The sequence below is a fragment of the Agarivorans sp. Z349TD_8 genome (genome assembly GCF_050870825.2).
In the GTDB taxonomy this organism is placed as follows: domain Bacteria; phylum Pseudomonadota; class Gammaproteobacteria; order Enterobacterales; family Celerinatantimonadaceae; genus Agarivorans.
Genome location: NZ_CP194037.2, coordinates 4,130,813 through 4,157,402, shown reverse-complemented (window position 1 = coordinate 4,157,402; position 26,590 = coordinate 4,130,813). Strand labels below are relative to the sequence as shown.

General features: G+C 46.1%; 27 protein-coding genes and 1 other RNA gene. 22 read left to right on the top strand and 6 right to left on the bottom strand.

Translation table 11 applies throughout. The features are described from left to right. Positions 1–57 precede the first annotated feature (57 nt). Together ACRRS1_RS18615 and ACRRS1_RS18610 are read right to left on the bottom strand one after the other, a co-directional pair. Positions 58–1,425 carry a Do family serine endopeptidase gene (locus ACRRS1_RS18615; RefSeq protein ID WP_432456021.1) on the bottom strand — a complete coding sequence of 456 codons (1,368 nt, stop codon included), beginning with the start codon at positions 1,423–1,425 and terminating at the stop codon, positions 58–60. 76 nt (positions 1,426–1,501) lie between these two features. Then, on the bottom strand, positions 1,502–1,909 hold the full coding sequence (locus ACRRS1_RS18610) for a YhcB family protein (protein ID WP_432460142.1): 408 nt from the start codon (positions 1,907–1,909) through the stop codon (positions 1,502–1,504). A gap of 107 nt (positions 1,910–2,016) precedes the next feature. Between ACRRS1_RS18610 and zapE the strand changes: the two genes are divergently transcribed. The 8 genes from zapE (at position 2,017) to ACRRS1_RS18570 (ending at position 8,084) form a co-directional block, all read left to right on the top strand. Further along, positions 2,017–3,132 carry a cell division protein ZapE gene (zapE, locus tag ACRRS1_RS18605; RefSeq protein ID WP_432456023.1) on the top strand — a complete coding sequence of 372 codons (1,116 nt, stop codon included), beginning with the start codon at positions 2,017–2,019 and terminating at the stop codon, positions 3,130–3,132. A gap of 191 nt (positions 3,133–3,323) precedes the next feature. Then, a complete protein-coding gene (gene rplM / locus ACRRS1_RS18600; RefSeq protein ID WP_432456024.1) occupies positions 3,324–3,752 on the top strand; it encodes a 50S ribosomal protein L13 in 429 nt (142 codons plus the stop codon). Between the two features lie 17 nt (positions 3,753–3,769). Next, positions 3,770–4,162 carry a 30S ribosomal protein S9 gene (gene rpsI, locus ACRRS1_RS18595; RefSeq protein ID WP_432456025.1) on the top strand — a complete coding sequence of 131 codons (393 nt, stop codon included), beginning with the start codon at positions 3,770–3,772 and terminating at the stop codon, positions 4,160–4,162. Positions 4,163–4,403: 241 nt separating this feature from the next. After that, a complete protein-coding gene (petA, locus tag ACRRS1_RS18590) occupies positions 4,404–4,994 on the top strand; it encodes a ubiquinol-cytochrome c reductase iron-sulfur subunit (protein WP_432456026.1) in 591 nt (196 codons plus the stop codon). Position 4,995: 1 nt separating this feature from the next. Then, positions 4,996–6,207 carry a cytochrome b gene (locus tag ACRRS1_RS18585; RefSeq protein WP_432456027.1) on the top strand — a complete coding sequence of 404 codons (1,212 nt, stop codon included), beginning with the start codon at positions 4,996–4,998 and terminating at the stop codon, positions 6,205–6,207. Beyond that, positions 6,207–6,941, top strand: coding sequence for a cytochrome c1 (locus tag ACRRS1_RS18580; protein ID WP_432456137.1), 735 nt, complete (start codon positions 6,207–6,209; stop codon positions 6,939–6,941). The genes ACRRS1_RS18585 and ACRRS1_RS18580 overlap by 1 nt, the downstream gene beginning before the upstream one ends. Before the next feature lie 85 nt (positions 6,942–7,026). After that, the gene (gene sspA / locus ACRRS1_RS18575; protein ID WP_432456028.1) at positions 7,027–7,662 is read left to right on the top strand and encodes a stringent starvation protein SspA; all 636 of its coding nucleotides are present in this window, start codon (positions 7,027–7,029) and stop codon (positions 7,660–7,662) included. An 11-nt stretch (positions 7,663–7,673) separates the two neighbouring features. Further along, entirely contained in the window at positions 7,674–8,084 is a 411-nt protein-coding gene (locus tag ACRRS1_RS18570) for a ClpXP protease specificity-enhancing factor (protein WP_432461083.1), read from the top strand. A 41-nt stretch (positions 8,085–8,125) separates the two neighbouring features. On the opposite strand, the gene dolP is transcribed toward ACRRS1_RS18570, so the two are convergent. Genes dolP through ACRRS1_RS18550 form a run of 4 tightly spaced genes read right to left on the bottom strand, consistent with a single transcriptional unit; the run spans position 8,126 to position 11,485 of the window. Further along, positions 8,126–8,698, bottom strand: coding sequence for a division/outer membrane stress-associated lipid-binding lipoprotein (dolP, locus tag ACRRS1_RS18565; RefSeq protein ID WP_432463805.1), 573 nt, complete (start codon positions 8,696–8,698; stop codon positions 8,126–8,128). A 3-nt stretch (positions 8,699–8,701) separates the two neighbouring features. Further along, positions 8,702–9,292, bottom strand: coding sequence for an SIS domain-containing protein (locus ACRRS1_RS18560; RefSeq protein WP_432456030.1), 591 nt, complete (start codon positions 9,290–9,292; stop codon positions 8,702–8,704). 2 nt (positions 9,293–9,294) lie between these two features. Beyond that, positions 9,295–9,693: a YraN family protein gene (locus tag ACRRS1_RS18555; RefSeq protein ID WP_432456031.1), complete on the bottom strand. Its 399-nt coding sequence runs from the start codon at positions 9,691–9,693 to the stop codon at positions 9,295–9,297. Further along, positions 9,635–11,485 (bottom strand): penicillin-binding protein activator, encoded by a 1,851-nt coding sequence (locus ACRRS1_RS18550; protein WP_432460140.1) that lies wholly within the window; start codon positions 11,483–11,485, stop codon positions 9,635–9,637. The genes ACRRS1_RS18555 and ACRRS1_RS18550 overlap by 59 nt, the downstream gene beginning before the upstream one ends. 140 nt (positions 11,486–11,625) lie before the next feature. Between ACRRS1_RS18550 and rsmI the strand changes: the two genes are divergently transcribed. From rsmI to ACRRS1_RS18480, 14 genes are all read left to right on the top strand, one after another. Then, the gene (gene rsmI / locus ACRRS1_RS18545) at positions 11,626–12,465 is read left to right on the top strand and encodes a 16S rRNA (cytidine(1402)-2'-O)-methyltransferase (protein WP_432456033.1); all 840 of its coding nucleotides are present in this window, start codon (positions 11,626–11,628) and stop codon (positions 12,463–12,465) included. Between the two features lie 52 nt (positions 12,466–12,517). After that, an RNA gene (rnpB, locus tag ACRRS1_RS18540) (RNase P RNA component class A) lies at positions 12,518–12,914 on the top strand. A gap of 341 nt (positions 12,915–13,255) precedes the next feature. After that, positions 13,256–13,711, top strand: coding sequence for a division/cell wall cluster transcriptional repressor MraZ (mraZ, locus tag ACRRS1_RS18535; protein WP_432456139.1), 456 nt, complete (start codon positions 13,256–13,258; stop codon positions 13,709–13,711). 1 nt (position 13,712) lies between these two features. Beyond that, positions 13,713–14,648, top strand: coding sequence for a 16S rRNA (cytosine(1402)-N(4))-methyltransferase RsmH (gene rsmH, locus ACRRS1_RS18530; RefSeq protein WP_432456034.1), 936 nt, complete (start codon positions 13,713–13,715; stop codon positions 14,646–14,648). Beyond that, on the top strand, positions 14,648–14,965 hold the full coding sequence (gene ftsL / locus ACRRS1_RS18525) for a cell division protein FtsL (protein ID WP_432456035.1): 318 nt from the start codon (positions 14,648–14,650) through the stop codon (positions 14,963–14,965). Before rsmH ends, ftsL begins: the two co-directional genes overlap by 1 nt. Then, on the top strand, positions 14,965–16,695 hold the full coding sequence (locus ACRRS1_RS18520) for a penicillin-binding transpeptidase domain-containing protein (protein ID WP_432456036.1): 1,731 nt from the start codon (positions 14,965–14,967) through the stop codon (positions 16,693–16,695). Before ftsL ends, ACRRS1_RS18520 begins: the two co-directional genes overlap by 1 nt. Then, the gene (gene murE / locus ACRRS1_RS18515) at positions 16,685–18,157 is read left to right on the top strand and encodes a UDP-N-acetylmuramoyl-L-alanyl-D-glutamate--2,6-diaminopimelate ligase (protein WP_432460139.1); all 1,473 of its coding nucleotides are present in this window, start codon (positions 16,685–16,687) and stop codon (positions 18,155–18,157) included. Before ACRRS1_RS18520 ends, murE begins: the two co-directional genes overlap by 11 nt. Next, a complete protein-coding gene (locus ACRRS1_RS18510; protein WP_432456038.1) occupies positions 18,154–19,533 on the top strand; it encodes a UDP-N-acetylmuramoyl-tripeptide--D-alanyl-D-alanine ligase in 1,380 nt (459 codons plus the stop codon). Before murE ends, ACRRS1_RS18510 begins: the two co-directional genes overlap by 4 nt. Beyond that, positions 19,527–20,609, top strand: a complete 1,083-nt coding sequence (gene mraY, locus ACRRS1_RS18505; RefSeq protein WP_432456039.1) for a phospho-N-acetylmuramoyl-pentapeptide-transferase — start codon at positions 19,527–19,529, stop codon at positions 20,607–20,609. The genes ACRRS1_RS18510 and mraY overlap by 7 nt, the downstream gene beginning before the upstream one ends. A 21-nt stretch (positions 20,610–20,630) precedes the next feature. Continuing rightward, positions 20,631–21,935, top strand: a complete 1,305-nt coding sequence (gene murD, locus ACRRS1_RS18500) for a UDP-N-acetylmuramoyl-L-alanine--D-glutamate ligase (protein WP_432463802.1) — start codon at positions 20,631–20,633, stop codon at positions 21,933–21,935. Continuing rightward, positions 21,932–23,140 carry a cell division protein FtsW gene (ftsW, locus tag ACRRS1_RS18495; RefSeq protein ID WP_432460137.1) on the top strand — a complete coding sequence of 403 codons (1,209 nt, stop codon included), beginning with the start codon at positions 21,932–21,934 and terminating at the stop codon, positions 23,138–23,140. Before murD ends, ftsW begins: the two co-directional genes overlap by 4 nt. After that, on the top strand, positions 23,133–24,218 hold the full coding sequence (gene murG, locus ACRRS1_RS18490) for an undecaprenyldiphospho-muramoylpentapeptide beta-N-acetylglucosaminyltransferase (RefSeq protein WP_432460136.1): 1,086 nt from the start codon (positions 23,133–23,135) through the stop codon (positions 24,216–24,218). The genes ftsW and murG overlap by 8 nt, the downstream gene beginning before the upstream one ends. Further along, complete coding sequence (gene murC, locus ACRRS1_RS18485; protein ID WP_432468939.1) at positions 24,219–25,667, top strand: UDP-N-acetylmuramate--L-alanine ligase; 1,449 nt, start codon at positions 24,219–24,221, stop codon at positions 25,665–25,667. Then, on the top strand, positions 25,667–26,590 hold the full coding sequence (locus ACRRS1_RS18480; protein ID WP_432456044.1) for a D-alanine--D-alanine ligase: 924 nt from the start codon (positions 25,667–25,669) through the stop codon (positions 26,588–26,590). The genes murC and ACRRS1_RS18480 overlap by 1 nt, the downstream gene beginning before the upstream one ends.

The following is a 26,590-nucleotide window of genomic DNA, read 5'->3' as shown; positions in this document are numbered from 1 at the left end:
TGCAGACAAAAGAAAAGGCGAGCAATATGTCGCCTTTGTTGATTGCGTGGAGCAGGCTTACTGAATGATCCGATAGAGGTTTTCTTCACCGCGCTGGATATTTATCGCCAAGATTCTTGGCTCGCTCTCGAGTAATTCGCGTAAATCAGCGATACTGGAAATGCGAGTTTTGTTGATACCGATAATGATATCACCTTGCTCAAAACCATTGGCGAAAGCCCGCGAATTTCGTTCTACTTTGTTGACCAGTACACCGGCCATTGGTGCGTTTTTGTCGGTAGAGCTAAGACTTGCACCATCTAAGGCTGGGTGCATAATTTTAGCATTTATATTTTGCTCTTCGGCCTGTTGCAAAGTGACTTTGAAGTCAATCGGTTTACCATCCCGAATCGCACCAATCAGGATACTTTTCCCTGCGCCCATGGTGCCAATTTTGGCGCGTAATTCAGCGAAACTTTTCACTTTTTTACCATCAACCGCGATAATAATATCGCCAGCCTTCACACCAGCTTTGTCGGCTGCTGAACCGTGCATGACTTGATTCACAAAGGCGCCATGCTTGGAGTCGGTACCAAAGGCTTTTGCTAAATCACTGTTAAGCTCACCACCTGTCACGCCTAATATCCCACGGCGTACTTCTCCGAATTCAATGATCTGAGCGCTAAGGTTGCTCACCATGTTACTGGGAATGGCAAATCCTATCCCAATATTGCCGCCACTGGGGGCGATGATGGCGGTGTTAATACCGATCAGTTCACCACGTAAGTTGATGAGAGCTCCGCCAGAGTTGCCGCTATTAATTGCAGCATCGGTTTGAATAAAGTTTTCTAAATGTTCAATATTTAAACCGCTGCGACCTAAAGCACTCACAATACCTGAGGTGGCCGTTTGTCCTAAGCCGAAGGGATTACCAATGGCAATGGTAAAATCACCGACCCGCAATTCATCAGAATCGGCGAGTTTCATATCGGTTAAGTTATCAGCTTCAATTTGCAGTAGTGCGATATCGGTTTGGCGGTCACTGCCTAATACTTTGGCATCGAAGCTGCGGCCATCTTTTAAGCTGACGACAATCTCGTCGGCCTGATGGATCACATGATAGTTGGTGATCACATAACCTTTGCTGGCGTTAAGCACCACCCCAGAACCGAGGCCTTGAAAAGGCTGCTTTTGTTCTGCACTGCTTGGGGCTTCTCCTGGACCAAAGAAATATTTAAATAATTCTGGAAGTTGTTGTTGCGAGACTTTGGTCCCTGCGACCGAAATGCTGACTACTGCTGGGGTCACTTGCTCTAAGACTGGCGCTAGGCTGGGGAGCTCTTGTTCACCAACGGCCATGGGTAACGCGGCTTGCGCTGGTAGTGTATTAAATCCAAAAACTAATGATAAGCACAAGATAGCGAATTTCTTGGTGCGATAGTGCATAAATACCCTCGATAGACAAATATATTAAGCTAAGCTGGATCTGTTAGATCTAGCTTAGCTAATAAAGTTCAACGAATTAGCCCGCTTTACGTTGCGCTTCGGTAAATAAACCTGATGGTTCGTTAGAGTAGTCTTTAGGTTGTGCTTCTGTTTCTGTCGCCACCGTGTCATCTAATTCTAACTTTTGCTGATAGTCGGCAAATAATTGCGGTTGAGCGACTTCATCACCGATTAAAGCTTTCGATTGACTCGCCATATGCTCATACATGCCTTGATATTGCTTGGCCATGTCTTCTAATAACTGGGCACTGGCAGAAAAATGTTGCTGAACTTGTTCCTTATAGCTGTCTAATTCGGCTTTATTGTTCTCGAATTCTTGTTTCATTTTGGCATCGTTAACAACAGGCTTAGACGCGACACGACTAAGGAAGAAGCCAATAGCGACACCAATAAGAAGAAAAATTATACTGCTAATTGCGCTCATATTATTCCTTTGTTGATCTTGATGAACTTTCAATATACTTGAGAATGCTTTCACATGGTACTATCAATTCTGCTCTAATTTTAGTGGGTTTTAGGAATAGGGAAAGGATGACACCACAGCTTCAATACCAACAAGATTTACAGCGCAGTGATTTTATCCATGACAAGGCGCAAGCCTATGCAGTTGCTCAACTTCAGCAGATTTTTCAGCAATTAACTGATAATACTCAGCTTGAAATCGAGTCGCCATCATTATTTGGCAAATTTAAAAAGCGTTTTGTGAGCCCTCCAAAGCTAAATAAGCCAAGGGTCAAGGGTTTATATATGTGGGGCGGCGTTGGTAGAGGTAAGACCTATTTAATGGATACCTTTTTTAACTGTCTGCCTGTTGAAAACAAAATGCGGGTGCATTTTCATCGTTTTATGCAACGAATTCATCAAGACTTAAAGCAACTTGCTGGCCATCGAGATCCGCTGTTAGCGGTTGCTGCCGGGATCCGAGCAGAGGCGGAAGTGATCTGCTTTGATGAGTTTTTTGTATCAGATATTACCGATGCAATGTTATTGGGAACTTTATTTGAGGCCTTGTTTGCGCAAGGGGTTACCTTGATCGCAACCTCTAATATCCCACCAGAAGAGCTCTATCGAAATGGATTACAACGTCAGCGCTTTCTCCCAACGATAACTCTGATTCAAGAGCATTGTCAGGTTATTAATGTGGATGGCGGTCATGATTATCGAATGCGTACGCTTACCGAAGCAGAGATATATCACTACCCTTTAGGTGAGGCGGCGGAGCAAAATTTGGCTCATTACTTTATGCAATTGTCCAATGAGCCGAGGCAACATTTAGGCGAGATTGAAATTAATCAGCGGATGATTGGTTTTGTCAACGAAGCCGACAGCGTCATACATCTGGAATTTGCTGAGCTATGTGAAGGGGCTCGTAGTCAACTTGACTATATTGAATTGGCTAAGCTTTATCATACCGTGTTGTTGTCTGGGGTGGTTTCGATGAACGCTAAAAATGATGATGCAGCACGCCGTTTTATTGCCCTGGTTGATGAGTTTTATGAGCGTCATGTGGCCTTGATTATTTCTGCCGAAGTCGAAATGTCAAAACTGTATCAGGGGGGACGCTTAAGTTTCGAGTTTGAACGCTGCTTATCTCGCTTACAAGAAATGCAATCCCACGAATATCTTGAGAGAGAACATTTACCGTAAATAAAGTCGATTAGGGGTGGTTTTTTTTTGTACTTCCCCTATAATCTTGCAACCCCACGTTACATGTCACCGATTTGGTGATACTAACAGTCCAGCTTACTCCGTATTCGAAGGGATATAATGAGTGGCTATTTTCACGTTTGTGGTTTCACAAACACGTGTGTAACAGTTATTTTGGGTTATATATACAAATGAAAACTTTTGTAGCCAAACCAGAAAGCGTAAAACGCGACTGGTATGTTGTTGATGCAGATGGTAAAACTCTGGGTCGTATCGCAACTGAAATCGCTTCTCGCCTACGCGGTAAGCATAAAGCTGAATATACTCCTCACGTTGATACTGGTGATTACATCATCGTTGTTAATGCAGAGAAAGTAGCCGTAACAGGCAACAAAGCGAAAGGTAAAATTTACCACTCGCACACTGGTTACCCTGGTGGTTTGAAATCAATTAGCTTTGAAAAGTTGATTGAGAAAGCACCTGAGCGTGTTATCCAGTCTGCAGTGAAAGGTATGTTGCCAAAAGGTCCTCTAGGCCGTGCAATGTTCCGTAAACTGAAAGTATTCGCTGGACCTGAGCACACTCATGCGGCTCAGCAACCACAAGTATTAGACATTTAAGTTACGGAATTTTAATAATGGCTGAGAATCAATACTACGGCACTGGCCGTCGCAAAAGCTCTACTGCTCGCGTATTTATGAAAGCAGGTAGTGGTAAAATCACAGTAAACGACCGCACTTTAGAAGTTTACTTTGGCCGTGAAACAGCTCGTATGGTTGTTCGTCAACCACTAGAGTTGACTGAATTGTCAGAGAAAATTGACTTGCTCATCACTGTTAAAGGTGGTGGTACTACAGGTCAAGCTGGTGCTATCCGTCACGGTATCACTCGTGCACTTATGGAATATGACGAAAGTCTACGTCCTGAATTACGTAAAGCTGGCTTCGTTACTCGCGATGCTCGTAAAGTTGAACGTAAGAAAGTGGGTCTACGTAAAGCACGTCGTCGTCCGCAATTCTCTAAACGTTAATTGCTATCACACGATATGTTACAAAAAGCTCGGCTATGCCGGGCTTTTCTTCATTCTGAAACGTTAAAATCTTTGATTTCCCTTGTCAATTTGTGTGTTTTTTATTACTATTTTGTTCGCATTTATCTGCAATAATGTAGTACTACGTAAATGCAACCAGTAGCAGAAAAACGCTACCTTGTGCAGTAAGCCGCAAGGAAAATTACAATAATTGCGCGGATCCTTACCGGAGAGACATTGGATGAGCAACGCTCCAGTCGACGCTGGCCGACGTCGTTTCCTCACCTGGACAACAGCTGTTGTCGGTGGTGTAGGTGCAACGTTTGCCGCAGTACCTTTTATCAGTTCATGGAACCCTAGTGCTAAAGCTAAAGCAGCAGGTGCACCAGTGGAAGTGGATATTAGTAAAATAGAACCAGGACAGTTACTTCGTGTTGAATGGCGCGGAAAACCTGTTTGGGTGGTGAAACGCCCTCAAGCTGTTTTGGATAATTTAAGCACTATTGGTGATAAGTTACGGGATCCTCAATCAGAGGAACCTCAGCAACCCGATTATGCCACCAACGAGTACCGTTCTATTAAGCCCGAGTTGTTTATTAGTGTCGGGATTTGTACTCATTTAGGTTGTTCTCCTACCTACTTGCCGGGCAGTTTCGCCGAACAAGTAGAAGGCGTGGAATACGGGTTCTTCTGTCCTTGTCATGGCTCTAAATTTGATATGGCTGGACGTGTATTTCAAGGCGTACCTGCCCCCCTAAATTTGGTTATTCCTCCTCATTATTACATTGATGAGACAACCGTTTTAGTTGGTTTGGACCAGGGAGAAGCATAAGATGAAAGCACTTATCGCTTGGATCGACGAAAGGATCCCGTTGACGAAAACCTACAATAAGCACGTAGGTCAGTATCCAACACCGAAAAACTTTAATTTTTGGTATATTTTTGGCTTCATTGCCATGGTGGTGTTAGTTAACCAAATTCTTACTGGGATATGGTTAACTATGAACTATAACCCATCGGGTGATGGGGCATTTGCATCGGTCGAATACATCATGCGTGATGTCGATTACGGCTGGTTATTACGTTACATGCACTCCACCGGGGCTTCGGCTTTCTTTGTGGTGATTTATCTGCACATGTATCGTGGTTTGATTTACGGCTCCTATCAAAAACCTCGTGAATTAATATGGCTGTTTGGCATGTTAATTTTCTTAGTGTTGATGGCCGAAGCATTTATGGGTTATTTACTGCCTTGGGGACAAATGTCCTATTGGGGCGCGCAGGTGATTATTTCACTGTTTGGCGCAATTCCGGTGATTGGCGACGATTTGACCCTGTGGATCCGAGGTGACTATGTAATCTCTGGGGCCACGCTCAATCGCTTCTTTGCCTTACATGTGATTGCCTTACCATTAGTATTGGTGATGTTGGTGTTCTTGCATATTGTCGCCTTACACGAAGTTGGCTCTAATAATCCCGATGGTATCGAGATCAAAGCGAACAAAGATGAGAATGGTTGGCCGAAAGATGGTATTCCTTTCCATCCTTATTTTACGGTTAAAGATTTAGCCGCCATTGTTGGTTTCTTATTTTTCTTCTGTTGGGTGATGTTTTTCTTCCCCGATGGCGGAGGTTATTTCTTGGAAGCGCCAAACTTTGAAGCCGCTAACCCGTTGAAAACGCCGCCTCATATCGCACCCGTTTGGTATTTTACCCCGTTTTATGCAATTTTACGGGCGGTGCCGAACAAGTTGGCGGGAGTTGGCTTGATGGGGGCATCCATTGTGATCCTGTTTGTGTTGCCGTGGTTAGATCGCTGTAAAGTGAAATCGATACGTTATCGCAGTACCTTGCATAAATTGAATATTGCTCAGTTTATTATTTGTTTTGTGATTTTGGGCGTTCTGGGGGCTTTGCCATCGACACCCGCTTTAACGGTATTGGCGCAAGTCACTTCATTTGGTTATTTTGCTTACTTTTTACTGCTGTGGATTTACAGTAAAAACGAAAAAACCAAGCCACTTCCAGACAGGGTGACCAAATGATGAAGAACTTTTTTTTAGCATTCGTGTTACTTGTTCCTAGTTTAGCATTTGCATCTGGCGGCAATGAACACTTAGATGAAGCCAATTATGATTTAAGCGATAAAGCCTCATTACAAAATGGCGCCAAATTGTTCATGAATTATTGTTTCGGCTGTCACAGTACTCAGTACCAACGATATAATCGAGTGGCCGAAGATTTGGGTATTCCTATTAATTTAATGCAAGAAAACTTGATTTTCACCGGGGTAAAACCGGGCCAATTAATGGAAAATGCTATTCCAGAGAAAGATGCTGCCAAATGGTTTGGCGCTGCGCCACCTGACTTAACGTTAGTTGCTCGAGTCAGAGGTGCAGATTGGATCTATACTTATTTACGTTCGTTTTATGTTGATGAGAGCCGCCCATTTGGGGTGAACAATATAGTTTTCCCAAGTGTCGGCATGCCGCATGTTTTGCAAGAGCTGCAAGGGGTGCCTAGCGCGGTCTATGAGCAGAAAATGATCGATGGTGAAGAACATCACGTCTATGTTGGCATCGAATCTGATGGTAGCGGCGAGATGAGTAATGATGAATATGATCAAGCGGTTTTAGACTTAGTTAACTTTTTAGTTTATTCTGCTGAGCCTATTCAACTTGAACGTAAGCGCTTGGGTTACTGGGTGTTGGGTTTCTTATTTATCTTCTTCATCGTTAGTTATTTATTGAAGAGAGAATACTGGCGCGACATACATTAAGTCGTAAGCGAGTGTTCAGTGATCGGCAACAGCAGTTATGCTGTTGCCGTTTGTGTATTTTTTTTTATGGTTTTTGGAGGGTTCAATGGCTGTAGCTGCCAATAAGCGTTCGGTAATGACGCTATACTCTGGTGCTAACGACTTATATAGTCATCAGGTACGCATCGTTTTAGCCGAAAAAGGCGTCAGCGTAGAGATTAATCAAGTTGACCCGGATAACTTGCCGGAAGATTTAATTGATCTGAATCCGTACAGCTCAGTTCCTACTTTGGTTGATCGTGAATTAGTTTTATACCAATCACAGATCATCATGGAGTATCTGGACGAGCGCTTTCCTCATCCACCATTAATGCCTGTTTACCCCGTATCTCGTGGTTCTAGTCGTTTGATGATGCATCGCATCAAGAATGATTGGTACAGCCTAGTGGCGCAAATTGAGAAAGATCAAAATGCGGATGCTGCACGTAAACAATTAACTGAAAGTCTATTAACTATCGCTCCGGTGTTTGCTGAGATGCCTTATTTCATGAGCGAAGAGTTTAGCCTCGTAGATTGTTATTTAGCACCTTTATTGTGGCGTTTGCCGACTTTAGGTATTGAACTACAAGGTATCGGTGCGAAAGAAATCAAATCGTATATGATCCGGGTATTTGATCGTGAATCTTTCCAAGCTTCATTGACTGATTCCGAACGTGAAATACGCGATGGGTTTCTTGGCTAATGAATATTGAAATGACGCCAAATCGACCGTATTTGTTACGGGCGTTTTTTGATTGGTTGTTAGACAATGAGCTTACGCCACACTTGGTTGTGGACGCGACACAGGCGAATGTGACAGTCCCTACTCAGTTTGTGAACGATGGTCAAATCGTGTTAAATATTGCACCTTCGGCAGTCGTAGCATTTGATATGGACCTGCACCATGTGGGATTTAATGCCCGCTTTGGCGGTAAACCATTTCAAATTTATGTACCTATGTCGGCAGTGGTTGCGGTTTATGCGCGTGAAAATGGTGCCGGCATGGTATTTGAGCCGGAAGCCGCTTATGAGGCGGAGCAAGTCGAATCTGCTGAACAGGCTGAGTCGCCTGAAAAAAGGACTGACGACGCACCTAAAAAGCCAAGCTTAACCATCGTAAAATAAAAAAAGCGCCTATTGGCGCTTTTTTATTGCTTAGCGATTATTTAATCGTCTATCACCAGTTCAAATAATTTCACTACCTTGCTCACACCGGCTTCATTACGGGCAATATTAATTGCTAAACTCTGTTCTTGTTCGGTGACAAATCCAATCAAAAACACTTCGCTATCTTCGGTAATTACTTTTATTTTTCCCGGTGCTAATTCATTATCACCATAGATTTTTAGCTTGATTTTAGTGGTGATCCAAGCGTCATTGCTGCGAGTGCTTAACGACACAGGATCTTTGATTCGAACTTCGTTCAATACCTCTTGAACACCTTCTGTGGCACGAACGATTTGAGTTATTTGGTTGTAATTTTCTTGACTCGGAGTCTGTCCAACAATCAAAACTCGGCCACTTAAAGAGACGATCGAAAGTTTACTTTCTTGCCATATTTTTTCTGATTTACCCAGTGCGCTGAGGGTTTGTAATTCAATGGTTTGGTCATCGATTTGGGTGCCGATGGTTCGTCGGTCGGTCGCCGCACCAGCGGCGACGCTGGCCCCTACAACGACTGCTCCAGCACAGGCCTGTAATAGGCCTGCTAGTACTACAATGGCGATAATTCGCAACATTCTCTAATCCTCTTGTTGGGGGAATAAGGTTCGGTCGATTAAGTCACATAAACTATTTAAGGCCAGCAGGTGTACCTCGTTTATTCTTATGCTTTGCTCTGCTGGGACTCTAACTTCAACATCTTGCTCGCTCAGTAATCCGGCCATTTCGCCGCCATCTTTTCCGGTGAGAGCGATAATGCTCATGTCGCGGTTCACCGCAGCTTCCATTGCTTTAATTACATTACGACAGTTACCAGAATCAGAAATAGCAACCAGTACATCACCTTGTTGTCCTAAGGCGCGAATTTGTTTGGCAAATACTTCGTCAAACGAATAATCATTGGCGATTGCTGATAATAAGGAATTATCGGTGTTGAGGGCTAAGGCTGGGAGGCTTGGGCGTTCGGTGTCAAAACGGTTTACTAAACTTGCGGCAAATTGCTGGGCTAAGGCAGCCGCCGAACCATTGCCAGCAATTAATAATTTATTCCCATTTAGCAGGGCGTGAGCAATGATAATGGTTGCTTTTTCGATGGCGTCTGGTAGCGCTTCGGCAGCAGCGATTTTGGTTTGAATACTCTCTCGGAATATCTCTTTAATACGTTCTTGCATGTTTATTCCCCAAATGCGTTTTGGAACCATTCTAGATAGGGAGCTTGTGCTTGTATGGCGATCACATCGAAACGCATGGCTGTATCAAATTGGTTTAAATTTTGTTGCTGTAAGTAGTATTGAGCACTTAGTATAATTCGGCGGATCTTATGTTGGTCAACGGCCGCGACCGCCCCTCCAAAAGTATTCGCACTACGATACTTTACTTCGACAAATACCCAAATATCGTTTTGTTTACAAATTAAATCTATCTCGCCGCGGCGGCAGTGATAATTTTTTTCAATCAGCTTTAAACCTTGTTGTGTTAGGTAACGAGCTGCTTGCTGTTCTGCTTGTTGCCCACTATTCAAGGGATTTTGGTTTTGCTTGGATGTCCAAGGGAACCAGTTTGCCATTTTCATATTGAGTCCAGATCAGCTGTCGAGCAACGAGACCTTTTGGATCAACACTTAAGTTGCCAGTAAGTCCCTGAAATTGATAGTCGGAATAGCCGCGCATTTGGGCTAATTGACCAATTAGGTTGAAGGCATCATAACCCAAAGCGTAAAGCCGTTTTTGAGTATCTGTTGAACTGGGCCAAAGCTGTTGGTAACGAATTGCGTTAACCGATTGTAGATCTAGCGCCCAAGGCATTTCACTGATTAGCATACCATCAAGTTCGTTCTCGCTGGTCTGGTCATTTTTGTTATAGCTGCGAGAGCTTGCATATAAGCGTGGGCTCATAGCAAAGGGACTCACCGTTACATCAATAAAGGCTTTGATGAGTTTAGTCTCGGTATTATCGCCAACTAAATATAAGGCTTGTGCATCGCTGCGCGAGCGCAGTTCGGTTTTCAGGTTTTGACCAATTATTTGTTTAAATTGATTGATGCGCTGTTGGCTTTGGTCGGTATGCAATAATTTGGTTACGGCCGCCTGTAATTGGCTACGATTGGCGTAATACACCACATCAACAGGCGCGGAAGAAAGCATTTGCCATTGCTGGCTAAATGCTTCTGCCATACGCTCTCCTAAGTTATTTTGAGGGACTAATAACAAAGGGTTCGTTTCTTCTCGCTGAGCCATGAATTGTGCAGCCTGTTTGGCTTCTGTTTCGGGAGACAAAGGAAAGAAAAAGCGTTGTTCGGTGTTACTACTGAGCACATCATTTAAGCCCAGCAGCGGAATAGTTGGTTGTAGCGTAAGTAGATTGGTTAATTGAGATTTAAGCAGCGGACCGAGGATAAAGTTGATTTGCTGTTCTTCCAATTGTGCATATAAATTTGCCATGGCTTGTGTTTGCGTATCAAAAAATATCAGTTGGGTATCGCTTGCGTTATTTTGCTGTTGGTCTAAGTAAGCCGAAATCAAGCCATCTTTTAGCGCTAAACCGTTATTTTTATATTTTCCAGACAAGGGGAGGAGCACCGCAATTTTCTTCGGTGAATAGGGTTCAATGCTTAAAGCTTTTGCTAGATCTCCATCAATATAATCGAGAGCAGGATGATTAGGATAGTCACGTTTCCACTGCTGCAATGCGGCAATTAGAGCCGCAGGGGATGGTTTAGGCTCATTGCTGATAGCCACAATCTCTAACCAGCCATTTTTTAAGTCACTAGAGACCTGTTGGAAGCTACGAAGGGTAAATGCGGTGAGTGGTTTGAGTTGTTGCCAAATCACTTGATGATTTGTGGCGCGCAGCGCTTCTGGTAAATAACGGTCCAGTTCTATATAAGCGCCTGCAGCGGCTAATGGGTTGTTTTGTTGTTTAAAGATATCACCACGCGTTTGGTAATAGCTTTGCCAGTAATCACGAGGCAAATCCCATATCGGGTCAAAGTCTAATAATTCTAAGGCTTGGGAATAGTGGCCTTGACGCTGCAGAGCGTAGCCTTGAACTAAGCGAAGCGCAGCGATACGTTGTGGGCTGTTGGTTTGAGCCTTTAACGATGAAACAATCGCATCACCAGCTTGGTATAAGCCCTGCTGGTAGTAAGCCTTCGCTGCGAGTAATTCCCAATCATAAGTATGCTGTAACTCTGCGATAGCCGCCTGGTCTAAATAAAATTGAGCATTGTGCTCTAAAGTTGAAGCTAAGGACGGTAGAGGTATAGCTGTAATCGGTTGTTTTGTTGGGCCAGTACTACAAGCCGCTAATAAAAGCACCACCGTTAAACTGACATAACGTAGTGCTGAAATCAGGTTCGTTTTCAAAGTCTATACCACCAGTATCGTTTCAATAGTGCATATAGTAAGAGGCTCGCGACAAATAATCCACAATCGCGGTGTTGAAAGATTGAGGCTAGCCCGTCTTTTCATTAAAGTAGGGGCCGAATTAACGAGAGGTACTCCCTATGTCCGCAATTGGAACTTTATATATTGTTGCAACTCCAATTGGCAATTTAGCCGATATTACTTTGCGTGCATTAGACGTACTCAAGAGCGTGTCGATGATTGCTGCAGAAGATACTCGTAATACAGGTCGTCTGTTGGCTCACTACGAAATTGGTACTCGTTGTGTGGCAGTACATGATCATAACGAGCAACAAAAAATCGCTTGGTTGGAGAAATGTTTGTTGGAAGGGCAAGACATTGCGCTTGTTTCGGATGCAGGCACACCACTGATTAACGATCCGGGTTATCACCTGGTGGCAGCGTTTCGTGCCAAAGGCTACACGGTGGTGCCGTTGCCTGGTGCTTGCGCTGCAATTGCAGCTTTATCTGTCGCCGGTTTACCCACCGACCGTTTTTTGTATGAAGGATTTTTGCCGGCGAAAAGTAATGCGCGTCAAGCTCGATTGGCTGAGTTACGTCAAGAGGTTCGTACCGTGGTTTTTTATGAGTCGCCACATCGTATTGTCGAAAGCTTAAAAGATATTGTTCAATGTTTGGGTGAGGAGCGCCAAGTCGTGATGGCGCGTGAGCTGACGAAAACCTTTGAGACGGTGAAATCTTTAGCTGCTGCTGAATTACTGGCATGGGTACAGGCCGATCCAAATCAGCAAAAAGGTGAGATGGTCTTGATCGTGGCCGGTTTTGACAAATCCACTCAGGGCTTGCCTGTGGAAGCGCTAGATACCTTGAGTTTGTTACAACAAGAACTCCCTTTAAAAAAAGCCGCCGCTCTCACTGCTAAAATTTATGGTTTAAAGAAAAATGCGCTTTACGAACATGGCCTAAATCACTCGAAGTAAGGGCGGAGAAAGCGCTATTCTTAAGTGCAGGAGTTTGCTATAGTCCGCCACCGGAGTTGGCTAGACAATCGCTGCTTCGTCGTTGTGTACTCTTTCGGGAGTGGCAAACGGGCGAAGGGGAGGAAAGTCCGGGCTCTATAGGGTAGGGTGCCAGGTAACGCCTGGGAGGCGCAAGCCTACGACAAGTGCAGCAGAGAGAAGACCGCCGATGGCGACTCTTTCTTCGGAAAGGGTTGATACAGGTAAGGCTGAAAGGGTGCGGTAAGAGCGCACCGCACAACTGGTAACATTTTGTGGCGAGGTAAACTCCACCCGGAGCAAGGCCAAATAGGCCCCCTTAAGGCGCGACCCGCGTTGGGGGCGGGTAGGCTGCTTGAGCCGTTAAGCGATTAACGGCCTAGACGAATGATTGTTCACGACAAAACCCGGCTTATCGGCCAACTTCTACTTCTTTAAAAGCCCCGTTGCTAAAACGGGGCTTTTTTAATTTTTGATAAGTAAATGCTCGCTATCCCCTCCGACATTGACCCTTGTGATTCTAGTCTTGATAACTTTTTACTAAATAAAACGATTTATTTTTACTCATTTGTAGGCCCGGTTGCTTTGTATATCAGCCCTTTAGCTGAGGTCTTTGAATCCTTGGTGGAATTTTGTTCATTTTCTTGCTCATGGTCGCTTGCAAAGGGGGAGACTCGTCCTTAAACTTAGTGAATTGTGGGATAAAGTGGATCATAGTGGATCTATTACCCCTTTAAATCTGATATTAGCATGTGAGGGGAGTCAACACCGGATGTTACGCGGCGCAAGTTCAATCAATCTCGATGCGAAGGGGCGAATGACAATGCCCACGCGTTATCGTGAGTGGTTGATTGAAGAGTGCCAAGGGCAGTTGGTGTGCACCATTGATATCAATCATCGCTGTTTATTACTTTATCCACTGGCCGAGTGGGAAGAGATTGAGCGGAAGTTGAAGAAATTATCAAGTATGAATCCAGCTGAGCGTCGCTTACAGCGCTTGTTGTTAGGTTATGCGGATGATTGTGAGATGGATAAAAATGGCCGTTTGTTGATCCCCCCTCCACTACGCCAACATGCGAGTTTGCAGAAAAAAATTATGCTGGTCGGCCAACTCAATAAGTTTGAGCTGTGGTCTGAAGAGCAATGGCAGCAACAGATTGCTGCCGATATCGCCTTAGATGAGGATGTTGATATGTTAACCGATAACCTAAAAGATTTTTCACTTTAATATGAGTAATGAATTTGCCCATACCTCGGTACTTTTGCAAGAGTGTATTGATGGTTTAGCCATCAAAAAAGATGGTATTTACGTCGATGGTACTTTTGGTCGAGGAGGCCATAGCCGTGAGATCTTAAAGGCGCTTGGGCCGCAGGGGCGTTTGATCGCTATCGATAGAGATCCTCGAGCGATTGAAGCAGCGAAACAATTTGCCGATGATCCGCGTTTTCAGATTGTTCATGGTCCCTTTTCTGGCATCGAGCAATATATTAGCGAGTTAGGTTTAGCTAAAAAGATTGATGGTGTATTGCTGGATTTAGGGGTGTCGTCGCCACAACTCGACGATGCAGAGCGAGGTTTCAGCTTTTTACGTGATGGTCCCTTGGATATGCGGATGGATACATCGCGAGGCCAAACGGCTGGAGAGTGGCTCACCCATGCTGCGGAAGAAGACATTACCTGGGTGATTAAAACCTTTGGTGAAGAAAAATTTGGCAAGCGGATCGCACACGGCATTGTTAACGCGCGTCAATTGGAACCGCTAACCAGTACCCTGCAGCTCGCCAAAATTATCGATTTAGCTTGTCCGGTTAAAGATAAACATAAACATCCTGCGACCCGCAGTTTTCAGGCGATTCGTATTTATATCAATAGTGAACTTGATGAAATCGAAAAGGCCTTATTAGGTGCAATGAACTGCTTAGCCACCGATGGTCGTCTGGCTGTGATTAGCTTCCATTCTTTAGAAGATCGGATGGTCAAACGTTTTATTCGAAAACAAGAGAAGGGTGAGCAATTCCCGCGAGGATTTCCGTTAACTGAACAACAGTTAGCCAGCGGTCGTTATTTAAAAAGTGTTGGGCGAGCGATTAAACCGAGTGCTGCCGAAATTGAAGTTAATCCGCGCTCGCGTAGCTCGGTATTGCGGATAGCTCGTCGCTTGTAATGAGCGAAGTTAACCGCCAGCCCAATCTGTTACGGGCGATACTGAAAGATTTTTGGCGTCATAAGCAGCAGCTAGGGCTACTGATACTGGTAGTGATCTCTGCTTTTGCAGTGGTTTGGACAACCCATCATACGCGGATGTTTGTTGAGCAAAGAGAACGTTTAATGATGAATCGCGATGCAATCAATGTGGAGTGGCGGCACCTACTCATTGAACAAAATACACTTGCAGAACATAGCCGTATAGAGAGTATCGCTCGAAAGCGTTTGGCGATGCATCGACCCAAGTTAGAAGAACAAGTGGTAATTAGTAAGTAATGAGCAATAAGGCAAATAAACAAGGACTGTTCATCCATTGGCGCTTTGTGCTAGTGATGGTCGTGGTTTGTTTGGTATTTACTGCCCTAGTAAGTCGTGCCGCTTATATTCAGGTGATCGCACCGGATAAACTGATCTACGAAGGGGATTTACGTTCTATTCGTACCAAAACCGGTTATGCGGAACGAGGTGTGATTACCGATCGTTTTGGTAACGAACTTGCGGTAAGTGTACCTGTTCGTGCTATTTGGGCGGATCCGAAGCATGTGGTTGAGCAAAATAGCTTCGCAGATGGTGAAGCTTGGGCCGCCTTAGCCAAGGTGTTAGAGACCGATGTCGCTAGTTTACAGAGCCGTGTCAGCGATCCGCATCGGCGTTTTGTATATTTACAGCGACAGGTAAGTTCCGCAGTAGCGAATTATGTTGATAAACTCAAAATCAAAGGTGTTTATCTCAAACCTGAATCAAGAAGGTTCTACCCTACTGGCGAAGTGAGTGCTCACTTGGTTGGTTTTACTAATATTGATGACCATGGTCTGGAAGGGATTGAGGGAAGTTACGACGACTGGCTTACCGGTGAACCGGGTAAGCGCCAAGTTCGAAAAGATCGACTGGGTCGTGTGGTTGAAGATCTTGCGGTTATCCATCAAGCCAAGCAAGCGCAAGATATTGCCTTGAGCATTGACCAGCGTATTCAAGCCCTAGCATATCGTGAGTTGAAGAAAGCAGTGGCTGATACCCGAGCGACTTCGGGGAGCGTTGTGGTATTAGATATCGACACCGGTGAAGTCTTGGCAATGGTCAATAGTCCTTCATTTAATCCGAACAATCGCAATGAATTTCAAAGTTATCGCTATCGTAATCGCGCGATCTCCGACAGTTATGAACCAGGTTCGACGGTCAAACCCTTATCGGTACTTGCAGCATTGGAAGCTGGTCATGTTAAAACCAATAGTATGATCAATACCAATCCCGGGTGGATGCGCATTGGTGGCCGTCGAGTCCGTGATTCTCATAATTATGGTGAAATCAGTCTTACTAAAGTGATTCAAAAGTCGAGTAATGTTGGAACCAGCCAGTTGGCACTAAAAGTTGGTGTTGAGGGTTTGCTGGATACATTTTATCGCGTCGGTTTTGGCAATGGTGCAGGCTTAGGCTTGGTGGGGGAATCGGCTGGATTGATGCCACAACGTCGACGCTGGTCTGATTTTGAATTGGCAACCTTGTCCTTTGGTTACGGTTTAATGGTCACGCCGCTCCAATTGGCACAAGCCTATGCCACGATTGGCGCTGGTGGCATATTTCGCCCCGCATCGATTATTAAGTTACAAAAAGCGGCGCCGGGTGAACGGGTTTTTAAAGAATCCACTGCCAAAGCGGTGTTACAGATGATGGAGTCTGTGGTCCATGAAGGTGGCACAGGGCTTAAAGCTGCTGTGCCTGGATTTCGTATCGCCGGTAAAACCGGAACTAGCCGTAAAGCGATTCGTGGTGGCTATGGTGATGATTATGTGGCGATCTTTGCTGGAGTCGCGCCTGCGAGTCACCCTAAGCTTGCGGTCGTGGTGTTTGTGAATGAGCCCAAAACGGACAGCTATTACGGTGGCGTGGTTGCGGCACCAGTATTTTCTAAAGTGATGCAGGCTGGATTGCAATATTTAAATGTCGCGCCAGATGACGATGACGGTCGTATTGTGAAGTTGAGTGGGGGCGTTGATAGTGAAACCTGATTTATCAGCACTACTCGCAAAATTTGCCGTGACTCAGGCGCCTAAGCTGAGCTTTGAGCACTTATCCTTGAATAGTCGTGAGCTTCGTTCTGGCGATGTATTTGTGGCTATTCATGGTCATCAGGTCGATGGTCGTGATTACATCGATGCAGCCATTATTGCGGGTGCCGTAGCTGTGATCGTTGAAGCTGATACTGAACAACAGCATGGTCAAATTGAATGGCGTGGAGAGATCCCCTGTATTGCCTTCTGGCGTTTAAGTCAGCAACTCTCTCAGTTAGCCTCTGCCAGATACTTTCCTGAGGGGAATCACTTAAATCTGGTCGGAGTGACTGGAACCAATGGTAAGAGTACTGTCACTCATCTGATTGCTAATCTGGCCAATTTAAGCGGTATTAAAGCTGCAGTGATGGGGACCTTGGGAAATGGTAAGCCTGGTCAGCTCGAGCAGAGCCATAATACCACCGCTGATGCGATTACGATTCAACGTCAGTTGAGTGAGATGCAGCAACAGGGCTATCAATTAGTGGCGATGGAAATATCTTCCCATGGTTTGGTACAACAACGGGTTGCAAGTGTTCCTTTCTCGGTCGCTATTTTTACCAATCTCAGTCGCGACCACCTCGATTATCATGGCAGTATGGCTGAATATGGCCGTGCTAAGCAGGCCTTGTTTGACTGGCCAAGTTTGCAGTGTCGTCTGATTAATGCTGACGATGGTTTCGGAAAGCAATTACTGCAGCATTACCCTGATGCCCAAGCTTTGTCCTTAGAAGATAGCAGAGCACAATGGCAGATCGCTGATTTACACTTTAGTGAACGCGGTGTTCGTGGTTACTTGCTAAGTCCCGAGGCAAGCCATGAACGGGTTGCGTTACACAGTCCCCTATTGGGGCGGTTCAATGCCGAGAACTTGCTCAGTGCGATTGCTTGTCTTCACCACTTTGGGGTCGATTTAGCAAAACTAATGGATTTACTTCCTTGTTTAAATGCAGTACCGGGTCGGATGGAGTTGTTTGTCGGAAAATCTTCGGTAGTGGTGGATTATGCGCATACTCCGGATGCATTAGATAAAGCCTTGACGGCCTTACGTTTACATTGTCGCGGGAAGTTGTGGTGTATCTTTGGTTGTGGCGGCGACCGTGATAAAGGCAAGCGGCCTTTAATGGCGGCGGTTGCCGAGCAAAAAGCTGACCAAGTCATCGTGACGGATGACAATCCTCGTTACGAAGATGCGGTGGCGATTGTTGAAGATATCATGGCGGGCTTTTGTCATCCTGAGCGAGTCGCGGTTGAACATCAACGGACCGTCGCGATTCAACAGGCCATTCAGCAAAGTGGTTCACAAGACATCATCTTGGTGGCAGGAAAAGGCCATGAGAGTTATCAAATTATTGCTGCGCAAGTTCTCGATTATGACGAGCGGGCGGTCGTACAAAGCTTAGTCGGGAGAGCACAATGATCCCATTGAAGCTGTCTGAGCTGCTCAAGCCCTTGCAAACTAAACTAATCGGTGATGATCAGACCATACTGAGGGTTGATACTGATTCTCGTAAGCCGATGCCACAAAGTCTGTTTGTCGCCTTAAGCGGTGAACGTTTCGACGCCCATGACTTCGCTGGGAAAGCCGTCGAACAAGGTGCTATTGCTTTGGTTGTGGAACGGCTTCTGCCGCTCGATGTACCGCAATTAGTGGTCGCTGACTGCCGAATAGCCCTAGGTTTGCTCGCGAGTTATTTACGTGAAAAATTGAGCTTGCCTTGTTGCGCAATCACTGGCAGTAATGGCAAAACTACCGTGAAGGAAATGACGACAAAGATTTTAGCGCAGGCTAAATCGGTGTTAGCTACTCAAGGTAATTTTAACAATGACATCGGTGTTCCCCTGTCGTTATTGCGAGCCACCGAACAACATCAAGTGGGCGTGCTTGAACTGGGCGCGAATCATATGGGTGAAATTGCCTATACCGTGGCCTTGGTGAAACCGCGGGCAGCACTGATCAATAATGTGTCAGCCGCGCATATTGAAGGTTTTGGCGATCAAACGGGGGTATTACGCGCTAAATCAGAGTTGTTTGTTGGTTTGGCGAAGGGCCAAGTGGCGATCTGTGAAGCTGGCGCTGATTATCAGCAGCCGCTGATGGATGCGGCCAGCCCAGCCAAGGTTCAACTATTTTCTTTGGATCAGCCGAATGCTGATTTTTACGCCAGTGAGATCCACTCATTGGGTCTCTCGGGAAGTCGGTTCACCCTCAATACACCCCAAGGTCGAGTGCAAGTGCAGATAAACCTTGCGGGTCAACATAATGTGAAGAATGCGGTGGCTGCGTCTGCTTTGGCTATCGCGATGGGGGCGAGTTTAAGCGAGGTGAAATTAGGCTTGGCCGACTTGGAGGAAGTCCCTGGGCGGGTGAATGTGCAGACGCTTAGTCCACAGCTTCAGTTGATTGATGATAGTTATAACGCCAATCCCGCTTCATTTAAGGCGGCTGTCGATATTTTAGCCAGTTTTGAGGGTAAGCGCTTGCTTATCGCTGGCGCCATGGGAGAAATGGGCGAGCAAACGGAACTGGCGCACAAAGACTTAATTGCGCAAGCACTTGACAGAAACATTAGCTTGTATTCTTATGGCGCGTCTTTTCAGTCGGCGCTGGCCGATTTAGGACGTTCAGAGCTGGTTTTTGACTCCCACGAGCATTTAATTTCGCAGCTGATTGAGGACTTGAATCAGGCGCCTAATCAGGCTTGTTTGATATTGGTGAAAGGTTCTCGTTCAAGCAAAATGGAAACGGTGGTCCAGCACTTACAACAATATTATAAGAAGGGTTTCGAATGTTAGTTTGGTTAGCTGAATATCTGCAGCAATATTACAGCGGATTTTCGCTATTTGGTTATTTAACCTTTAGGGCGATTGTGAGTATCTTAACTGCCTTAGTGTTTGGCCTGTGGATGGGACCGAAGCTTATCCGTAGTTTACAACGTTTGCAGATTGGACAAACGGTACGTAACGACGGTCCTGAATCTCATTTAAGTAAATCTGGGACACCGACCATGGGCGGCGTTCTGATCATCGCTTCGGTATTTTTATCGACCCTGTTGTGGGCTCGTTTAGACAATCCTTACGTGTGGGTGATGCTGTTTGTGTTTGGCAGTTACGGCGCCATTGGTTTTATCGACGACTATCGCAAAGTGATCCGCAAAGATCCAGCTGGCCTAATCGCGCGCTGGAAGTATTTTTGGCAATCGGTGGTTGCTTTAGTGGTGGCGCTTTACCTATTTTGGAGCGCAGATTCAGCAGCGCATACCCAGTTGGTGTTGCCATTTATCAAAAATGTGATGCCACAGCTTGGCTGGTTATTTATTCCCCTGACTTACCTCGTCATAGTTGGTAGCAGTAATGCCGTTAACTTAACCGATGGTTTAGATGGCTTGGCAATTATGCCCAGTGTGATGGTGGCCTCGGCCTTTGCCTTAATCGCTTATCTTACCGGACATGTTAATTTCTCAAGTTATTTGTTCATTCCTTATATTCCTGCCGCCAGTGAATTGGTGGTGGTGTGTACCGCGATGGTCGGGGCTGGTTTAGCCTTTCTTTGGTTTAATACCTATCCAGCCCAAGTATTCATGGGCGATGTTGGCTCGCTTGCCTTAGGGGCAGCCTTAGGTACGGTTGCGGTGCTGGTGCGCCAAGAGTTGCTGTTGGTGATTATGGGGGGCGTGTTCGTAATGGAAACGGTTTCGGTGATCTTACAGGTTGGCTCTTATAAGCTGCGTGGTCAGCGGATTTTCCGTATGGCTCCAATTCACCATCATTATGAGTTGAAAGGCTGGCCTGAGCCTCGAGTGATTGTGCGTTTTTGGATTATTTCATTGATTTTAGTGTTGATTGGTCTTGCGACTTTAAAAGTAAGATAACAGATAGGATTGAGTGGGTTGGTGAGTAAATTACAGTCACAAAAGCGATATGCGGTGGTTGGCCTTGGTGCTAGCGGACTCAGTAGTGTCCGTTTTTTGCTGCGTCACGGGATTTCTCCCTTGGTTTGTGATACCCGAGCAGAGCCACCGGGTTTGGTTAATTTGCCCACTGAATTGCCAGTAATTTGTGGCGAGCTGCCTCTGGCTCAATTACTCGATTGTGATGTGGTGATTGTCAGTCCTGGTGTTGCCTTGGCCCACCCGGTTCTACAAACCCTTGCCAAAGCAGGCATTGCTTTGATCGGTGATGTGGAGTTGTTTAGTCATTATGCGGCAGCACCAGTGGTGGCGATTACTGGCTCTAACGGCAAGAGTACCGTTACTACACTGCTAGGCGAAATGGCTAAACAGGCCGGTCTTAAGGTGGCGGTTGGCGGTAATATTGGCGTGCCCGCGTTGGATTTGCTCAATGATGAGGTGCAGCTATATGTATTGGAGTTATCAAGTTTCCAATTAGAGACCACCGAACATTTGCAGACGGCAGCGGCCACTCTACTCAATGTTAGCGAAGATCATATGGATCGCTATGATGATTTAGATGCTTATATTGCAGCGAAGCAAAAAGTTTATCAGCACGCGATGACCGCAGTTGTGAACTTGGATGATGTTCAATCGACACCAATTACCACGACTGAAAATAGACTTAGTTTTTCTGTCACTCAACCCGCCGACTTTTGTCTTAGCTGCGATCAAAAACAGTTACTTCGCGGAACTAAAGTACTGCTTGATATTAGCGATTTGGCCTTAGTTGGAACCCACAATTATGCCAATATACTGGCAGCTCTCGCCTTAGCTGAGTCGCTCGCCATTCCCATGCAAGCTTGCTTAGCCGCAGTAAAGCAGTTTGCTGGCTTAACCCACCGCTGCCAATTGGTTTCTCGTAAAAGAGATATCCGGTGGATTAATGATTCTAAGGCTACCAATGTTGGCGCCACTTTGGCGGCGCTCATCGGACTGAAAGATAGCGCGGCTCAACTCTGGTTGATTGTGGGCGGGGATAGTAAGGCTGGCGATTTAAGTGAGCTTAAGTCTGCATTTTCTGAAGTGGCAGGGGTGGTTGCCTTTGGTCGAGATAAGTTGCGTTTTCAACAATTGGATCCGCAAGTCGTCTTAGTTGATGACCTATCTGGAGCGTTGAATTGGTGCGCTGAACAAGCTAGAGCTGGTGATACGGTATTGTTATCGCCTGCCTGTGCCAGTCTGGATATGTATCGTAATTTTGAAGCGCGCGGTGAGCACTTTTGCCAATTGGTGGAGGCGCTATGAATTTACTTGCTAAACCACGCTTAGGATTTCAACTGTTGGTCAGTCGGTTTCAGGTGGAGCCTGCAGCGCGTGCCGAACCACAGTTATTCGATCGTCACTTATTGTGGTTAGCGCTATGTTTGATGGTATTTGGTTTAGTGATGGTGGCGTCTTCTTCTATCCCAGAAGGTATTGCCATCAATGACGATCCGTTCCGTTTTGCCAAGCGTCATGGTATCTACCTACTGATCTGCTTAGCGACGATGGCGGTGGTGGTGCAGATCCCGATCGCCTGGTGGCAGTCACATAACGCAACATTTTTGCTGCTGGCGGGGCTCGCGCTGGTGTTGGTGTTATTGGTGGGGCGGAATATTAACGGTAGTAGTCGCTGGATAGGTTTTGGTCCGATTAATATCCAGCCCGCTGAGTTTTCAAAGCTGGCGCTGTTTACCTACTTGGCTGGTTATTTGGTTCGCCGTCATGAACAGGTAAGAGAGAATTTAAAAGGTTTCTTAAAGCCGCTAGTGGTGTTTTTTCTGATGGCTGTTTTACTATTGGCGCAACCCGATTTGGGTAGCGTGATTGTGATGTTTGTGACGACGGTGGGCATGTTGTTTTTAGCTGGCGCGAAGCTGATCCAGTTCTTTGGTTTAATGTTTACCGGTGTGGTTTCGGTGGTGACTTTGGTGATTGCCGAACCTTATCGAATGCGTCGAGTTTCTTCGTTCTTGGACCCTTGGCAAGATCCCTTTGGTAGCGGTTATCAACTCACGCAATCTCTGATGGCCTTTGGTCGCGGAGATTGGTTGGGGGAAGGTTTGGGGAACTCAATTCAAAAACTTGAATACTTACCTGAAGCCCACACCGATTTTGTGGTGGCGGTGCTTGCGGAAGAACTTGGTTTTGTGGGGGTTTGTGCGGTACTCCTGTTACTCATTTTATTGGTTAGCCGAGCGATGAAAATAGGCAAGCAGGCTTTATTAGCAGAACAAGCTTTTGCGGGTTACTTAGCTTGCGGCATTGGTATTTGGTTTAGTTTTCAAACGATGGTGAATGTGGGGGCTGCATCGGGCTTGGTGCCGACCAAAGGCTTAACCTTACCTTTGGTGAGTTATGGTGGTTCCAGTTTGTTGGTGATGTCGATAGCGGTCGCAGTGTTATTGCGCATTGACCATGAGTTCCGTTTGGCTCGTTGCCAAGCCTATACGAGGGACTCCCATGGCTGAACAGAAGCGTCCCAAGTTATTGGTTATGGCCGGCGGGACTGGTGGTCATGTATTTCCTGGTTTGGCGGTAGCGGATCATCTGTGTCAGCAAGGTTGGCAGATATCGTGGTTGGGAACCGCCGAACGAATGGAAGCTCAGTTGGTACCGAAACATGGCTATGCTATTGATTTTATAAGTATCAAGGGGGTTCGTGGCAATGGCCTGTTGCGTAAGCTAGCCGCGCCTTTTAAGTTGTTGAATGCGATAAGGCAGGCGCTGTTGCTGATGCTGCGTTTGCAACCTGATGTGGTGCTTGGCATGGGCGGCTTTGCCAGTGGACCCGGTGGAATAGCGGCATGGTTGATGAGAAAACCTCTGGTATTACATGAGCAAAATGCCGCCGCCGGATTAACCAATAGAATGTTGGCCAAAATTGCCACTAAGACTTTGATTGCTTTTCCTGGTGCTCTCGCTAAGGGCAAAGTGGTGGGTAATCCGGTGAGACCTGCGGTATTGGCATTACCTGAAAAAAGCTTAAGCGAAAGTCGCGATTATAATCTGCTAGTGATTGGCGGAAGTTTAGGGGCGCAAGTTTTTAATCAGCATTTGGCTGCTGGAATTAAAGCCAGTGGTTTAGATCTTCGTATTTGTCATCAAGCGGGTAAAAATAAGTTGGCAAGTGCCGAACAAGCTTATCAGGATGCCAAGCTTGAAGAACACTTGAGTCAAGCGCCGAAAATAGTCGAGTTTATTGATGATATGGCAGCAGCTTACCAGTGGGCGGATGTGATACTCTGTCGCGCTGGCGCGCTCACGGTGTCGGAGGTGGCGGCCGCGGGTTTAGCTGCGATTTTTGTTCCGCTTCCCTATGCGGTGGACGATCATCAAACTAAAAATGCCCAATATTTGGTGGATGCAGAGGCTGCCCAATTGTTGGCTCAAAGCGATTTTTCGTCACAGCGGATAGCGACGATATTAAATGAATTTGCTGATCCGGGATTGCGCCATCGTTATGGTTGTAATGCGAGAAAGCAGGCGGCCATTGATGCGACAGAGAAAGTCGCCGCAGTTTGCCAAGACTTAATGAAGAGTAGTTAGATGAGTAAAATTGAATTAGCCAAATTACGGACCATGATCCCAGAGATGCGCAAGGTGAAGCGGATTCACTTCGTGGGGATTGGAGGTGCAGGTATGGGGGGGATTGCCGAAGTATTGGCTAATGAAGGTTATCAAATCTCAGGCTCGGATCAGGCGAAAAATACAATGACGGATCGTTTGCTGACGGTCGGTGCTGAAATTTATGTTGGTCATGCTGCAAGCAACATTGCGGGGGCACACGTGGTGGTGGTGTCAACTGCGATTCGAGACGATAACCCAGAAGTTGTTGCTGCAAGAGCTGCTCGGATTCCGGTGGTTCGTCGCGCAGAAATGTTGGCTGAATTGATGCGCTATCGGCATGGCGTTGCCGTTGCGGGCACCCATGGTAAAACCACTACGACTAGTTTGCTTGCCAGTATCTATGCGCAGGCTGACCGTGACCCCACCTTTGTGATTGGTGGTTTGCTAAATAGCGCGGGTACCAATGCACGCTTGGGCAGTAGCCGTTACCTTATCGCCGAAGCTGATGAAAGTGATGCCTCATTTTTGCACTTGCAGCCGATGGTTGCAGTGGTCACCAATGTTGAACCAGACCATATGGAAACTTATGGTGGTGATGAAGCTCAGCTGCATGCCACCTTCATCGATTTTTTACATAACCTGCCTTTCTATGGCGTGGCGGTGATGTGTATTGATGATCCTGGCGTGCAGGAGCTATTGCCTAAAATTGGTCGACATATTATTACTTACGGTTTTTCAGAGCAGGCGGATGTGCGGGTTCAGGCATTTGTGCAACAAGGTGACCGTTGCTCGTTTACGGTGCAGCGCATTGGTCGTCCAGCCTTAGAGATTGAGCTTAATATGCCGGGGCAGCATAATGCGCTTAACGCGGCGGCTGCAATCGCGGTCTCGAGCGAAGATGGTATCGAAGATCGGGCGATTATTGATGCTTTGAATGGTTTTGAAGGTATTGGTCGTCGATTCCAGCAGTATGGTGAATTTGCCACCGGCAATGGTTCTGCTCTGTTGGTGGATGATTATGGTCACCACCCAACCGAGGTATTGGCAACTCTGAAAGCGGCGCGAGCTGCTTGGCCAGAGCGGCGTTTGGTGATGGCGTTTCAGCCGCACCGTTATAGTCGTACGCGTGATTTATACGAAGATTTTGTGGATGTATTGGCTCAAGTGGACAGCTTATTGCTTTTGGAAGTGTATTCGGCAGGTGAGGATGTGATTGCTGGTGCGGATAGTCGTTCATTATGCCGTAGTCTACGCCAACGAGGTTTAGAGCCTATTTATGTGAAACAACCCGATGAATTGGCGAGTTTGCTTGCTGACGTGATCGAAGATGGTGATGTCGTATTAACCCAAGGTGCTGGTAATATTGGCGTCTTGGCGCGGCACTTGGGTGAGCTGCAGCTCAACATCAATAGAATGAAGAATAATTAATGGGTAGTTTAGTTATGAAACGAGTGGCGGTGCTGTTTGGTGGTGATTCAGCCGAGCGTGAAGTATCACTTAAATCGGGGCGCGCGGTGTTATCGGGTTTGCTTCGAGCAGGTATTCATGCGGAAGGTATCGATACTCAAGGTTTTGATCTAAACACGCTAAAACAGAATCACTATAGTCATGTGTTTATTGCCTTGCATGGACGAGGTGGTGAGGACGGTACTTTGCAAGGTGCCTTAGAATATCTGGGGCTTCCGTATACCGGCAGTCGGGTACTTGGTTCTGCCTTGGCGATGGATAAAATCCGTTGTAAGCAAATTTGGCAAACTCTTGGTCTGCCTACGGCTGCTTATCGGATTGTTGATCAAGCCTCTTATCAAGCTGCTCAGGCGGAAGATATTTTGCAACAGTTATCGGGAGTAGTGATTGTTAAACCCGCTTTAGAGGGGTCAAGCATTGGAATGGCCAAGGCGGAGACGGTTGAGCAATTGCAACAAGCGATAGTGAGTGCTTTTGAATATGATACTCGAGTACTAATCGAACAGTGGATTAGCGGTGCTGAATATACGGTAGCCATTGTTGGGGAGCGGGTATTACCTTCGATTAGGATGCAAACACCACATACCTTTTACGATTATCAGGCGAAGTATCAAAGCGCTTCCACCGAGTATTTTTGCCCAAGCGGTTTGGACGCGCAACAAGAGCAACAATTGGCAGAGATTGCGATGCAAGCTTTTAAAGCCACTGACTGTGAAGGGTGGGGACGAGTTGACTTGATGGCTGATCAACAAGGGAATTGGTATTTACTCGAAGTGAATACGTCCCCGGGAATGACCGAAAAAAGTTTAGTACCGATGGCGGCTGAACAGGCAGGCCTGAGTTTTGATCAGTTAGTCGCGAGTATTTTGGATTTGGCGCATTAA

Bases quoted from the DNA above. Each gene is read 5' to 3' on its own strand.
- ACRRS1_RS18480 (WP_432456044.1), top strand. From the start codon at position 25,667: ATGGGTAGTTTAGTTATGAAACGAGTGGCGGTGCTGTTTGGTGGTGAT.
- rpsI (WP_432456025.1), top strand. From the start codon at position 3,770: ATGGCTGAGAATCAATACTACGGCACTGGCCGTCGCAAAAGCTCTACT.
- ftsL (WP_432456035.1), top strand. From the start codon at position 14,648: ATGAGCGAAGTTAACCGCCAGCCCAATCTGTTACGGGCGATACTGAAA.
- murC (WP_432468939.1), top strand. From the start codon at position 24,219: ATGAGTAAAATTGAATTAGCCAAATTACGGACCATGATCCCAGAGATG.
- ACRRS1_RS18615 (WP_432456021.1), bottom strand. From the start codon at position 1,425: ATGCACTATCGCACCAAGAAATTCGCTATCTTGTGCTTATCATTAGTT.
- ACRRS1_RS18580 (WP_432456137.1), top strand. From the start codon at position 6,207: ATGAAGAACTTTTTTTTAGCATTCGTGTTACTTGTTCCTAGTTTAGCA.
- ACRRS1_RS18560 (WP_432456030.1), bottom strand. From the start codon at position 9,292: ATGCAAGAACGTATTAAAGAGATATTCCGAGAGAGTATTCAAACCAAA.
- mraZ (WP_432456139.1), top strand. From the start codon at position 13,256: ATGTTACGCGGCGCAAGTTCAATCAATCTCGATGCGAAGGGGCGAATG.
- ACRRS1_RS18510 (WP_432456038.1), top strand. From the start codon at position 18,154: ATGATCCCATTGAAGCTGTCTGAGCTGCTCAAGCCCTTGCAAACTAAA.
- sspA (WP_432456028.1), top strand. From the start codon at position 7,027: ATGGCTGTAGCTGCCAATAAGCGTTCGGTAATGACGCTATACTCTGGT.
- ACRRS1_RS18555 (WP_432456031.1), bottom strand. From the start codon at position 9,693: ATGAAAATGGCAAACTGGTTCCCTTGGACATCCAAGCAAAACCAAAAT.
- ACRRS1_RS18570 (WP_432461083.1), top strand. From the start codon at position 7,674: ATGACGCCAAATCGACCGTATTTGTTACGGGCGTTTTTTGATTGGTTG.
- murG (WP_432460136.1), top strand. From the start codon at position 23,133: ATGGCTGAACAGAAGCGTCCCAAGTTATTGGTTATGGCCGGCGGGACT.
- ACRRS1_RS18520 (WP_432456036.1), top strand. From the start codon at position 14,965: ATGAGCAATAAGGCAAATAAACAAGGACTGTTCATCCATTGGCGCTTT.
- rsmH (WP_432456034.1), top strand. From the start codon at position 13,713: ATGAGTAATGAATTTGCCCATACCTCGGTACTTTTGCAAGAGTGTATT.
- dolP (WP_432463805.1), bottom strand. From the start codon at position 8,698: ATGTTGCGAATTATCGCCATTGTAGTACTAGCAGGCCTATTACAGGCC.
- rsmI (WP_432456033.1), top strand. From the start codon at position 11,626: ATGTCCGCAATTGGAACTTTATATATTGTTGCAACTCCAATTGGCAAT.
- petA (WP_432456026.1), top strand. From the start codon at position 4,404: ATGAGCAACGCTCCAGTCGACGCTGGCCGACGTCGTTTCCTCACCTGG.
- zapE (WP_432456023.1), top strand. From the start codon at position 2,017: ATGACACCACAGCTTCAATACCAACAAGATTTACAGCGCAGTGATTTT.
- rplM (WP_432456024.1), top strand. From the start codon at position 3,324: ATGAAAACTTTTGTAGCCAAACCAGAAAGCGTAAAACGCGACTGGTAT.
- mraY (WP_432456039.1), top strand. From the start codon at position 19,527: ATGTTAGTTTGGTTAGCTGAATATCTGCAGCAATATTACAGCGGATTT.
- ACRRS1_RS18585 (WP_432456027.1), top strand. From the start codon at position 4,996: ATGAAAGCACTTATCGCTTGGATCGACGAAAGGATCCCGTTGACGAAA.
- ACRRS1_RS18610 (WP_432460142.1), bottom strand. From the start codon at position 1,909: ATGAGCGCAATTAGCAGTATAATTTTTCTTCTTATTGGTGTCGCTATT.
- ftsW (WP_432460137.1), top strand. From the start codon at position 21,932: ATGAATTTACTTGCTAAACCACGCTTAGGATTTCAACTGTTGGTCAGT.